This window comes from Pseudomonas sp., from assembly GCF_037994325.1.
In the GTDB taxonomy this organism is placed as follows: domain Bacteria; phylum Pseudomonadota; class Gammaproteobacteria; order Pseudomonadales; family Pseudomonadaceae; genus Aquipseudomonas.
Map to the genome: position 1 here is coordinate 1 of NZ_JBBNAH010000053.1, position 11,837 is coordinate 11,837.

Here is an 11,837-nt window from a genome sequence, read left to right on the forward strand (position 1 = left end):
GGGGACCACTATGATGTTTAAGCCTGCCGCCAAAATTCTTGAGGAGAAAGTGGCGGCAAGTGACTTTTTGATGGTGTCGGTCATGAGTACACATTTATTAATCTTTGATAGCGGCCTCACCACCAAAAACCAGGGCTTATGTTGTTAGCCAGTCAACCGGCTCTATTTACTCGTGATACTCATTGGCATAGTAACCATGCCGCTTGACCAATTCATCGCGCTCAGCGGATTTGAGATCTTCTCTAACCATCTCACTCACGAGCTCATCAAAAGTGATTTTAGGCTCCCAACCCAGCTTTTCTTTAGCTTTACTAGGATCGCCCAACAGGGTTTCAACTTCCGTAGGTCTAAAGTACCGCTCATCTACCGCGACAATACAGTTATCTTGCTCGTCGTAGCCCTTCTCATTGACGCCAGTACCTTCCCAGCGAATATTGATTTCTAGCTCTCGCGCGGCGCGATCCACGAAATCGCGTACGCTAAATTGAACACCTGTTGCAATTACAAAATCTTCTGCAACTTCTTGCTGCAGCATCAACCACTGCATTTCCACATAATCTTTTGCATGCCCCCAATCGCGCAAGGCGTCTAGATTACCCAAATAAAGACAATCTTGAAGACCGAGCTTAATGCGCGCAAGCGCTCGGGTTATTTTGCGCGTTACAAAAGTTTCCCCGCGAACAGGACTTTCATGATTAAACAAAATTCCGTTACATGCATAGATGCCGTATGCCTCACGATAATTCACAGTAATCCAATACGCATAGAGTTTCGCTACAGCGTAAGGGCTTCGTGGGTAAAACGGAGTGGTTTCTTTTTGCGGGGTTTCCTGCACCAACCCATACAACTCTGAGGTTGAGGCCTGATAGAACTTGGTTTTCTTTTCAAGACCAAGGATACGTATTGCCTCCAGAATCCGTAGTGTGCCTATACCGTCTGCATTGGCCGTATATTCTGGTGTTTCAAAACTAACCGCAACATGGCTCATTGCTGCAAGATTGTATATTTCATCAGGCTGGACCTGTTGAACAATGCGAATCAAATTTGTTGAATCAGTTAAATCGCCATGATGGAGGAAAAAGCGAACTTCCTTTTCATGAATATCTTGATACAGATGATCAATACGATCGGTATTGAACAGTGAAGAGCGTCGTTTTACACCGTGTACTACATAGCCTTTCTTCAAGAGAAGCTCAGCAAGATAGGCGCCGTCTTGCCCAGTGATGCCGGTGATTAACGCAACTTTGCTCATTTTAATAAACCTTAGAATTTCTATATATTGTCGACTTGGATTAACTTCCAATGACATCCAGTTCGACTTGAGCCAATCAAAGAAGGAACACTTGGCTCGCTTCTGTATTATTTTACATCTACAACCCACATCCTCATTCGAGGAGACAGAACTGAGAAACCAAAAAAATAGCTAACCCTGCAAGTCAAATCTGTAACATAAGTACAAACTGCGACATTCTGTGTTTAAGGCATGAATTGAAAGATGGCATTTTGCCAACACAGCATCCTCAACATCGCGCGCAATAGGGGTGCTATATTAGAAAATTATTGCGAGTTATAGAAGCGATAGAAGAACCAATAGTGAAAAACAGCACATATAGCTTCTGCTTTCGAATAGCACCGCAAAAGTCAATAAACACAGCGACGCTAACTACTCATCCTCGTTAACCCGATCCCGCAGCTCCTTGCCCGGCTTAAAGTGCGGAACAAACTTCCCATCCAGCCGAACCGACTGCCCCGTCTTGGGATTACGCCCTACCCGAGGCGCGCGGAAGTGCAGGGAAAAGCTACCAAAGCCGCGAATCTCGATACGATCTCCCGTAGCAAGGGCCTGGGACATTTGCTCAAGCATGGTCTTGATGGCCAGCTCGACATCTTTGGGGGAGAGGAGCCCTTGGTGCGTGACGATGCGTTCGATCAGTTCCGACTTGGTCATGATTTTCCCTTCGTTTTCAAGCGACTAGATCAGCTTGCAAAGGTTTTAGCATGACCGAAGCGCTTTGAACAGCCCCTAATGCGCTGCAGCTCCTTGAATTCAAAAACAAAAAAGGGCGACCGAAGTCGCCCTTTTTCTTAATGGAAGCTCAGAACTTAGTTCTGGTTTTCCATTTGTGCGCGAATCAGATCACCGATGGTGGTCGGACCAGCAGTTTCAACTTCCTGCTTGCGCATTTCTTTGATGGCTTCTTTTTCGTCTTCAACGTCTTTCGACTTAACCGACAAGCTGATTACGCGGCTCTTACGGTCAACGCTGATGATTTTAGCTTCTACTTCTTCGCCTTCTTTCAGCACGTTGCGGGCGTCTTCAACGCGATCGCGGCTGATTTCGGAGGCTTTCAGTACAGCTTCGATGCCTTCGGCCAGGGTGATTACAGCGCCCTTGGCGTCTACTTCTTTGACGGTGCCGCGAACGATCGCGCCTTTGTCGTTGGTAGCAACGTATTCGGAGAACGGATCACTTTCCAGTTGCTTGATGCCCAGGGAGATACGCTCACGCTCTGGGTCAACCGACAGGATCACGGTGTCCAGCTCGTCGCCTTTCTTGAAGCGGCGTACAGCTTCTTCGCCTACTTCGTTCCAGGAGATGTCGGACAGGTGAACCAGGCCGTCGATGCCGCCATCCAGACCAATGAAGATACCGAAATCGGTGATCGACTTGATGGTGCCGGAGATCTTGTCGCCTTTGTTGAACTGACCCGAGAAATCTTCCCACGGGTTAGTTTTGCACTGCTTGATGCCGAGGGAGATACGACGACGCTCTTCGTCGATATCCAGAACCATAACTTCCACTTCGTCGCCAACTTGTACGACTTTCGACGGGTGGATGTTCTTGTTGGTCCAGTCCATTTCGGAAACGTGCACCAGACCTTCAACGCCTTCTTCCAGCTCAGCGAAGCAGCCGTAGTCGGTCAGGTTGGTAACGCGGGCAGTTACGCGGGTGCTTTCTGGGTAACGAGCTTTGATAGCAACCCATGGATCTTCACCCAGTTGCTTCAGGCCCAGGGAAACACGATTGCGCTCGCGATCGTACTTCAGCACTTTTACATCGATCTCATCGCCAACGTTGACGATTTCCGATGGATGCTTGATGCGCTTCCAAGCCATGTCGGTGATGTGCAGCAGGCCGTCCACGCCACCCAGATCGACGAATGCGCCGTAATCGGTGAGGTTTTTGACGATACCTTTGACTTGCTGGCCTTCTTGCAGGGATTCCAGCAGAGCTTCACGCTCTGCGGAGTTCTCGGCTTCGAGGACGCTGCGACGGGAAACGACAACGTTGTTGCGCTTCTGGTCGAGCTTGATAACTTTGAATTCCAGCTCTTTGCCTTCGAGGTGCGTGGTGTCGCGCACTGGGCGAACGTCAACCAAAGAACCTGGCAGGAACGCACGGATGCCGTTAACGTCGACAGTGAAGCCGCCTTTAACCTTACCGTTGATAACGCCCTTAACCACTTCTTCAGCTGCGAAAGCCGCTTCCAGAACGATCCAGCACTCTGCACGTTTGGCTTTTTCACGGGACAGCTTGGTTTCACCAAAGCCATCTTCAACCGCGTCCAGCGCAACGTGTACTTCGTCACCGACCTTGATGGTCAGCTCGCCAGCGTCGTTGTAGAACTGCTCGAGCGGGATGACGCCTTCAGACTTCAGACCGGCGTGGACAGTAACCCAGTCACCGTCGATATCAACAACGATACCGGTGATGATGGCGCCCGGCTGCATGTCGAGGGTTTTTAGGCTTTCTTCAAAAAGTTCTGCAAAGCTTTCGCTCATGTTAATTCCTGATTGATCTAGGACGGATAAACCCGCCCAGCATCCACATTCCAGACAACGTGGGTTTCGTTAGTTTAAAAGCCGGCTGCGGGATAGAGACTGGGTTCCCTGCAGACCTGCTTTGTCATCCGGCGAGATCGCGGTTGGCGACTTCACTCAGAATTCGTTCCAGCACCTGCTCAATCGAGAGTTCGGTGGAATCCAGCTGAATAGCGTCAGCCGCTGGTTTCAGCGGTGCCACCGTACGCTGGGTATCGCGCTCATCGCGCAAGCGAATCTCGTCTAGCAGACTCGCAAGATTAACATCGTCGCCCTTGGCCTTCAACTGCAAGTACCGGCGTCGAGCTCGCTCTTCCGCACTGGCAGTAAGGAATATCTTAAGCGGGGCATCAGGAAACACGACGGTCCCCATGTCGCGACCATCCGCCACCAGCCCCGGCATTTCCTGGAACGCGCGCTGCCGTTGCAGCAATGCATCCCTTACTGCGCCTAGCGCGGCGACCTGCGACGCACCGGCGCCGATCTGTTCGTTACGAATGGCGTCAGTGACTTCTTCGCCTTCCAAAATGATGCGTTGCGGCTGGCCATTGGCGGCCGCGACAAACTGAACATCCAGATGAGCGGCAAGCAGTTTGAGTGCTTCTTCGTTGGTGAGGTCGACGCCATGGTTGCGCGCAGCAAAGGCCAGCAGGCGATAAAGCGCGCCGGAGTCCAGCAAGCTCCACCCCAGCTTCTTGGCTAGCAGGCTGGCAATGGTGCCCTTGCCGGAGCCGCTTGGGCCGTCGATGGCGATAACTGGCGCCTGATTGTTCATGACTTACCCTCTTCAGCTACACGAATGCCAACCTGCGCGGCCAGGCCGAGGAAGTTGGGGAACGAGGTGGCGACATTAGCGCAATCGTGAATACGGATCGGCGTCGTAGCGCGCAACGAGGCAACGCTAAACGACATGGCGATACGGTGGTCACCATGACTATGCACTTCGCCGCCACCAATACTGCCACCGTCAATAATGATGCCGTCCGGAGTTGGCTGGACTTTTACGCCCAACGCCAGCAAGCCGTCAGCCATAACCTGGATGCGGTCGGACTCTTTCACCCGCAGCTCCTCCGCTCCCCGTAGGACGGTGCGGCCTTCAGCGACGCAAGCCGCAACAAAAAGCACGGGGAATTCGTCAATAGCCAGCGGCACCAGGTCTTCAGGAATATCAATGCCCTTGAGCTTGGCTGAGCGCACGCGCAGATCAGCCACCGGCTCGCCACCGACTTCACGCCGGTTCTCCAGGGTGATATCGGCCCCCATCAGACGCAGGATATCGATAACGCCCGTACGCGTCGGGTTAATACCGACATGTTCCAACACCAATTCGGAATCTTCAGCAATGGAGCCCGCCACCAGAAAGAACGCGGCCGAGGAAATATCGGCAGGTACTTCAATATGGGTGGCAATCAGTTTGTGGCCAGGCTCAACTGTGACTCTGTTGCCGTCCACGCTGACCGGATAACCAAAACCACGCAGCATCCGCTCGGTGTGGTCGCGGGTTGGCGCAGGCTCAATTACGGTGGTGGAACCGGCTGCGTAGAGGCCCGCCAGCAGCAAGCAGGATTTCACCTGAGCGCTGGCCATCGGCATTTCGTAGGTCATGCCGCTTAAACGCTGGCCGCCGTTGATGGTCAGCGGTGGACGTCCTTCGGCAGCAGTGTCGATAGAGGCGCCCATTTCCCGCAGCGGCTTGGCCACGCGATTCATCGGCCGCTTGGACAGCGATGCGTCGCCCGTCAAGGTGGCGCTAAATGGCTGCGCCGCCAGCAGGCCAGAGAGCAGGCGCATCGAGGTACCGGAGTTACCCAAGTAGATCGGACCGGGAGGTGCTTTCAAGCCATGCAGACCGACGCCATGAATAGTCACACGACCATGGTGCGGGCCTTCAATCACCACGCCCATATCGCGGAACGCCTGCAAGGTCGCCAAGGCATCTTCACCTTCGAGGAAGCCTTCCACTTCGGTCGTACCTTCGGCCAAGGAGCCCAGCATGATCGAGCGGTGGGAGATGGATTTGTCACCCGGCACACGAATTCGTCCAGACAAGCGGCCGCCTGGGTTAGCCAGGAAAATCAGGTCGTTGCTGTGCATCGCATCCACATAGGCGCGGCGGGCCAGAATCTTGCTGAAATGCTCTCGTGCCACCCGGGCGCGGGTAAATACGCCCAGGAGTTGATGTCCATCGCCGGCATCGACCGCGTCGCGCAAGGCGTCGAGGTCGCTGCGAAAGGTGTCCAGCGTGCGCAGCACGGCTTCGCGATTGGCGAGAAAGATGTCGTGCCACATCACCGGATCACTCCCGGCAATCCGGGTGAAATCCCTGAAACCGCCAGCGGCGTAACGGAAAATCTCCAGGTTCTCGCTGCGCTTGGCCAAGGAGTCGACCAGGCCAAAGGCTAACAGATGGGGCAAGTGGCTCGTGGCTGCCAACACTTCGTCATGATGCTCCACGGCCATATGCTCAACGTCGGCACCCAGCGCACGCCAGAGCGTATCGACCAAGCTCAACGCGACCGGATCGGTTTGCTCCAGCGGCGTCAGAATGACTTTGTGGCGGCGGAACAATTCAGCGTTCGAGGCCTCCACCCCGCTCTGCTCCGAGCCAGCAATCGGGTGACCCGGCACAAAACGCGCCGGCAAGCCATCAAAGGCCAGGCGCGCTGCGCGCACCACATTGCCTTTGGCGCTACCAACGTCCGTCAGCACCGCATCGCCGAGGTCGAGCTTGGCGAGTGCCGCCAGCAACTTCTCCATGGCCAGAATAGGAACTGCCAGCTGAATCACACTGGCGCCCTGACAGGCGGCGGCCAACTCGGCTTCGCAGCGGTCAACCACGCCCAGCTCCACCGCCATACGGCGCGACTCGGCATCCAGGTCAACGCCCACCACTTCCCGGCACAGGCCGCTTTCGCGCATGCCTTTGGCAAACGAGCCGCCAATCAGACCAAGGCCGATCACTACCAAGCGCTCGATGATAGGCGCGCGCTGTGGCACCGCCATAACATCAGACACCAGCAAGCACCTTGGTCAGCGCAATGAGGAAGCGAGTGTTCTCCGCCGCAGTGCCGATGGTCACGCGCAGAAAGTTCGGCATACCGTAGTTGGCCACCGGACGCACGATAACGCCTTCGCGCAGCAAGCCCTGGTAAACCGGCAAGCCTTCACGCCCCACATCCACGGCAATAAAGTTGCCTTTCGAGGCGATCCAGCTCAGACCCAGCTCGCGAAAGCCCTGCTCCAGTTGCTGCATGCCGGCATCATTCAGCGCGCGGCTATCAGCCAGATACTGTTCATCCGCCAGCGCTGCACAGGCAGCGGCCTGAGCCAGGCTGTTGACGTTAAACGGCTGGCGCACACGGTTCAGTACATCGGCAATGGCTGGCGACGACACGCCATAACCCACGCGCAGTGCCGCCAGGCCATAGGCCTTGGAGAAGGTGCGCGAGACCAGCAGGTTCGGGTTGGCTGCAAGATAGTTGAGCCCGTCCGGCAGCTCACCACCGGTGGCGTATTCGATATAGGCCTCGTCCAGCACCACCAGCACATGCTCAGGCACGGCAGCAAGGAACCGCGCCAAGGCTTCGGCGTTAAACCAGGTGCCGGTCGGGTTATTTGGGTTGGCGATAAACACCACACGGGTATTGGCGTCGATGGCAGCGAGCATGGCGTCGAGGTCATGCCCCCACTCCTTGGCCGGCACCACCTTGGCTTGCGCACCGACTGCTTGGGTAGCAATCGGGTAAACCGCGAAGGCATGCTCGCTGAACACGGCATTCAAGCCAGGTGCCAGATAGGCACGGGCGACCAACTCGAGAATGTCGTTGGAACCGTTGCCCAAGGTCACTTGGTTGGCCTGCACGGCGCAACGCTCGGCCAGCGCGGCCTTGAGTTCAAAGCCGTTGCCGTCGGGATAACGGGTCAGCTCCGCAGCGGCTTGGCGAATTGCTTCAAGCGCTTTAGGACTTGGCCCCAGCGGGTTTTCGTTGCTGGCCAGCTTAACGATGCTGGCAGGATCCAGATTCAGCTCACGAGCCAACTCGTCCACCGGCTTGCCGGGAACATAGGGCGAAAGCTTTTGCACGCCAGGCTGCGCCAGGGCGAGGAAATCACTGCTCATGGGTTCTCCTCAGAGAATCAACGGGGTTACAGCACTGCTTTGGGGTAGGAACCCAGCACTTTCAGTGCGACCGCTTCCTGATTGATCTTTTCCAGCACGTCACGGATCAGCGGATCACGGTGATGGCCGGCAAAGTCGATAAAGAACACATAGGTCCATTTGCCGCTACGCGAAGGTCGGGTTTCGATGCGCGTCAGGTCGATGCCATTGGCATGGAACGGCACCAACAGCTCGTGCAGTGCGCCCGGCTGGTTGCGCATCGAGGCAATGATCGAGGTTTTGTCGTCGCCAGTCGGAGGCACTTCCTGGTTGCCGATGATCAAAAAGCGCGTGGAGTTATCCGGGCGATCTTCAATCTTCTCGGCCAGTTTGCTCAACCCGTACAGGCCCGCCGCCATATCGCCGGCAATCGCCGCCGAGTTCCACTCGCTCTTCACCCGCTTAGCCGCTTCGGCGTTGCTCGATACCGGCACGCGCTCGACGTTGGGGTAATGGGCGTCCAGCCATTTGCGGCACTGGGCCAACGACTGGGCATGGGAGTAGATGCGGGTAATACGGTCAGTTTTGGTGACATCACCAACCAGCAAGTGATGGTGAATGCGCAGCTCCACTTCGCCGCAGATCACCATGTCGTGCTCAAAGAAGCTGTCGAGGGTGTTGTTGACTGCGCCTTCAGTGGAATTTTCCACCGGCACTACGCCGAAATTCACTGCGCCAGCAGCCACTTCGCGGAACACTTCGTCGATAGCAGTCATCGGCACGGTAATCACCGCGTGGCCGAAATGCTTCATCGCCGCCGCTTGGGTAAAGGTGCCTTCCGGGCCGAGGTAAGCCACTTTCAGTGGCTGCTCAAGGGCCAGGCAGGACGACATGATTTCGCGGAACAAACGCGCCACTTCCTCGTTGGGCAGCGGGCCTTTGTTCAGTTCCATGATGTGCTTAAGCACCCAGGCTTCACGCTCCGGGCGATAGAAAACCGGCTTTTCGCCTTCGGGCAGCGAGGCCATTTTCACCCGCGCCACTTCCTGGGCGCAGCTGGCGCGCTCACTGATCAGGTCGAGAATTTTCTTGTCGAGGCTGTCGATCCGCACCCGCAGGGCTTTTAACTCATGCTCAGTCATTAGCCGTGCTCCTTCTCGAACTCCGCCATATAGCTGACTAAGGCTTGCACACCATCCAGACCGACAGCGTTATAGATGGAGGCACGCATGCCGCCTACCGAACGGTGGCCTTTAAGGTTAAGCAGGCCACGGGCGTCGGCGCCGGCCAGGAATGGCTTGTCCAGACGCTCATCAGCCAGGCGGAATGGCACGTTCATCCACGAGCGGGCGTTGACCGCAATCGGGTTGCTGTACAGGCCGCTGGCATCGATAGCGCCGTACAACAGCTCTTTCTTGGCACGGTTGCGTTGCTCCATGGCGGCGACACCGCCCTGCTCTTTCAGCCACTCGAACACCAGGCCGGACAAGTACCAGGAGAAGGTCGCCGGAGTGTTGTACATCGAACCGTTATCGGCAGCGATTTTGTAGTTGAGCATGGTCGGCGTGATGGAGCGGGCACGGCCGAGCAGGTCTTCACGCACGATCACCACCACCAGACCGGACGGGCCGATGTTTTTCTGCGCGCCGGCGTAGATCAGGCCGAACTTCGACACATCCAGCTCGCGGGACAAAATGTCGGAGGACATATCGACCACCAACGGCACGTCGCCGGTTTCCGGAATCCAGTCGAACTGCAAACCGCCGATGGTTTCGTTGCTGGCGTAGTGCACGTAGGCAGCGTCTTTGCTCAGCTGCCACTCGTTCTGACCGGGAATGGCGAAGTAGTCGTATGGCTTGGCGCTAGCAGCGACATTGACGTTACCGTAGCGACGGGCTTCTTCGATGCTTTTCTTCGACCAGATACCGGTGTCGATATAGTCGGCGGTGCCGTCTTCGGGCAGTAGGTTCAGGGCAATTTCGGCAAATTGCTGGCTGGCGCCACCTTGCAGAAACAGCACTTTGTAATTCGACGGGATAGCGAGCAGATCGCGCAGGTCCTGCTCGGCTTTCTCAGCGATGGCCACGTAGTCATCGCTGCGATGGCTCATCTCCATGACCGAAAGGCCTTTGCCATTCCAGTCCAGCAGTTCAGCCTGGGCACGTTGCAGTACAGCTTCGGGAAGCGCGGCAGGGCCGGCGCAGAAGTTAAAGGCTCGCTTGCTCACGTCGTTCTCTCTCAGTTCACCCACACTGCCGACGGTGCGGCAGTGCATGCTGTCATTCGTGCAGGCGTCGGGCACGCCACCTGAACGGCGCGCCCTACCCGCTTACTCTTCGCTTGCTGCGTCGGCGTCTACTTCAGGCTCGGCATCATCTGCCACGCCTTCAGACGCTGGATCCAACTCTGCGCCTTCCAGCTCAGCGCCTTCCAGCACTTCGCCGTCTTCACCGACCAACGCTTCACCTTCAACTTCCGAAGGCTCTTGCACGCGTTCCAGGCCCACCAGAATTTCATCGCTGGCCAGCTTGATCAGGGTTACGCCCTGGGTGTTACGGCCCGAGCTCGACACTTCGTCGACGCGGGTACGCACCAAGGTGCCCTGGTCGGAAATCAGCATAATTTCCTCGCCGCCCTGCACCTGAATGGCGCCGATCAGCTTGCCGTTACGCTCTTTGGTGACCATACCGATCACGCCCTGACCGCCGCGACCGCGACGTGGGAACTTGCTCAGGGCGGTGCGCTTGCCGAAACCACGTTCGGAGGCAGTCAGAATCTGCGCGCCGGACTCTGGAATCAGCATGGAGATCAGCGTTTGCCCTTTGCCCAGGCGCATACCGCGAATACCACGGGCACCACGGCCCATCACACGGATGGAGCTTTCAGCGAAACGGATCACCTTGCCGGCGTCGTTAAACAGCATGACTTCCTTGGCGCCGTCAGTGATGGCCGCCGCGATCAGGGTGTCGCCTTCTTTCAGCTTGAGGGCGATCAGGCCGCTGGTACGCGGACGAGCGAATTGCGACAGCGGGGTCTTTTTCACGGTACCCATGGCGGTAGCCATAAAGATGTACTCGCCAGTCGGCTCAGCCACCAGCTCGGCGGTCTCACCTTCTACTTCTTCGATCTCTGCCACTTCTTCGGCTTCAACCACTTCGCCTTCGATCACGTCTTCGGCGTCGTCCAGATCGTCGTCAGCGCCGGCAGTTTTCTGCAGGGCTTCAAGATCGATCTGCAGCATGGTGGTGATGTATTCACCCTCGTCCAGTGGCAACAAGTTGACCAGCGGACGACCACGGGCCGCGCGGGATGCTTCCGGAATTTCGTAGGTCTTCAGCCAGTACACCTTACCTTTGCTGGAGAACAGCAGCAGCGTGGCATGGCTGTTGGCGACCAAGAGGTGCTCGATATAGTCCTCATCTTTCACGCCGGTCGCCGACTTGCCTTTACCGCCACGGCGCTGGGCCTGGTAGGCGGACAGGGGCTGGGTCTTGGCATAACCGCCGTGGGAGATGGTCACCACGCGCTCTTCTTCGGTGATCAGGTCACCCAGGGTCAGGTCCAGGCGGGTATCGAGAATTTCGGTACGGCGCTTGTCACCAAACTCAGCTTTAACGCCTTCGAGCTCTTCGCGGATCACTTCCATCAAGCGCGTGGCGCTGGTCAGGATGCGGATCAGCTCGCCGATCTGCTCAAGAATCTCTTTGTACTCGGCCAGCAGTTTTTCATGCTCAAGGCCGGTCAGGCGGTGCAGACGCAGGTCAAGAATGGCCTGGGCCTGTTCGGGCGACAGGTAGTACTTACCTTCGCGCAGGCCGTATTGCGGATCGAGATCGTCCGGACGGCAGGAATCGGCGCCAGCGCGCTCGACCATGGCCTCCACGGCGCTGGACTCCCAGGCGGCGGCGATCAAGCG

Annotated in this window: 9 protein-coding genes; all 9 read right to left on the reverse strand. The window is 56.7% G+C overall.

Features of this window, described 5'->3' with window-relative positions:
• Window positions 1-166 precede the first annotated feature (166 nt).
• Window positions 167-1,252 carry a GDP-mannose 4,6-dehydratase gene (gmd, locus tag AAAB16_RS01675; RefSeq protein ID WP_340661773.1) on the reverse strand — a complete coding sequence of 362 codons (1,086 nt, stop codon included), beginning with the start codon at window positions 1,250-1,252 and terminating at the stop codon, window positions 167-169.
• Between the two features lie 411 nt (window positions 1,253-1,663).
• A complete protein-coding gene (ihfB, locus tag AAAB16_RS01680; RefSeq protein WP_108098123.1) occupies window positions 1,664-1,948 on the reverse strand; it encodes an integration host factor subunit beta in 285 nt (94 codons plus the stop codon).
• Between the two features lie 155 nt (window positions 1,949-2,103).
• Window positions 2,104-3,783: a 30S ribosomal protein S1 gene (gene rpsA, locus AAAB16_RS01685; protein WP_108098129.1), complete on the reverse strand. Its 1,680-nt coding sequence runs from the start codon at window positions 3,781-3,783 to the stop codon at window positions 2,104-2,106.
• Window positions 3,784-3,907: 124 nt separating this feature from the next.
• The gene (gene cmk / locus AAAB16_RS01690) at window positions 3,908-4,597 is read right to left on the reverse strand and encodes a (d)CMP kinase (protein WP_340661774.1); all 690 of its coding nucleotides are present in this window, start codon (window positions 4,595-4,597) and stop codon (window positions 3,908-3,910) included.
• On the reverse strand, window positions 4,594-6,801 hold the full coding sequence (locus AAAB16_RS01695) for a bifunctional prephenate dehydrogenase/3-phosphoshikimate 1-carboxyvinyltransferase (RefSeq protein WP_340661778.1): 2,208 nt from the start codon (window positions 6,799-6,801) through the stop codon (window positions 4,594-4,596). Before AAAB16_RS01695 ends, cmk begins: the two co-directional genes overlap by 4 nt.
• 28 nt (window positions 6,802-6,829) lie before the next feature.
• The gene (gene hisC / locus AAAB16_RS01700) at window positions 6,830-7,942 is read right to left on the reverse strand and encodes a histidinol-phosphate transaminase (protein ID WP_340661775.1); all 1,113 of its coding nucleotides are present in this window, start codon (window positions 7,940-7,942) and stop codon (window positions 6,830-6,832) included.
• Between the two features lie 26 nt (window positions 7,943-7,968).
• Window positions 7,969-9,063, reverse strand: a complete 1,095-nt coding sequence (gene pheA, locus AAAB16_RS01705) for a prephenate dehydratase (protein WP_340661776.1) — start codon at window positions 9,061-9,063, stop codon at window positions 7,969-7,971.
• Window positions 9,063-10,148 carry a 3-phosphoserine/phosphohydroxythreonine transaminase gene (gene serC / locus AAAB16_RS01710; RefSeq protein ID WP_340661779.1) on the reverse strand — a complete coding sequence of 362 codons (1,086 nt, stop codon included), beginning with the start codon at window positions 10,146-10,148 and terminating at the stop codon, window positions 9,063-9,065. Before serC ends, pheA begins: the two co-directional genes overlap by 1 nt.
• A 102-nt stretch (window positions 10,149-10,250) precedes the next feature.
• A partial coding sequence (locus tag AAAB16_RS01715) for a DNA gyrase C-terminal beta-propeller domain-containing protein (protein ID WP_340661777.1) occupies window positions 10,251-11,837 on the reverse strand: 1,587 nt, incomplete at its 5' end.

Excerpts from the sequence above, each read along its gene's own strand:
- gmd (WP_340661773.1), bottom strand. The coding sequence starts at position 1,252 with ATGAGCAAAGTTGCGTTAATCACCGGCATCACTGGGCAAGACGGCGCC.
- ihfB (WP_108098123.1), bottom strand. The coding sequence starts at position 1,948 with ATGACCAAGTCGGAACTGATCGAACGCATCGTCACGCACCAAGGGCTC.
- rpsA (WP_108098129.1), bottom strand. The coding sequence starts at position 3,783 with ATGAGCGAAAGCTTTGCAGAACTTTTTGAAGAAAGCCTAAAAACCCTC.
- cmk (WP_340661774.1), bottom strand. The coding sequence starts at position 4,597 with ATGAACAATCAGGCGCCAGTTATCGCCATCGACGGCCCAAGCGGCTCC.
- hisC (WP_340661775.1), bottom strand. The coding sequence starts at position 7,942 with ATGAGCAGTGATTTCCTCGCCCTGGCGCAGCCTGGCGTGCAAAAGCTT.
- pheA (WP_340661776.1), bottom strand. The coding sequence starts at position 9,063 with ATGACTGAGCATGAGTTAAAAGCCCTGCGGGTGCGGATCGACAGCCTC.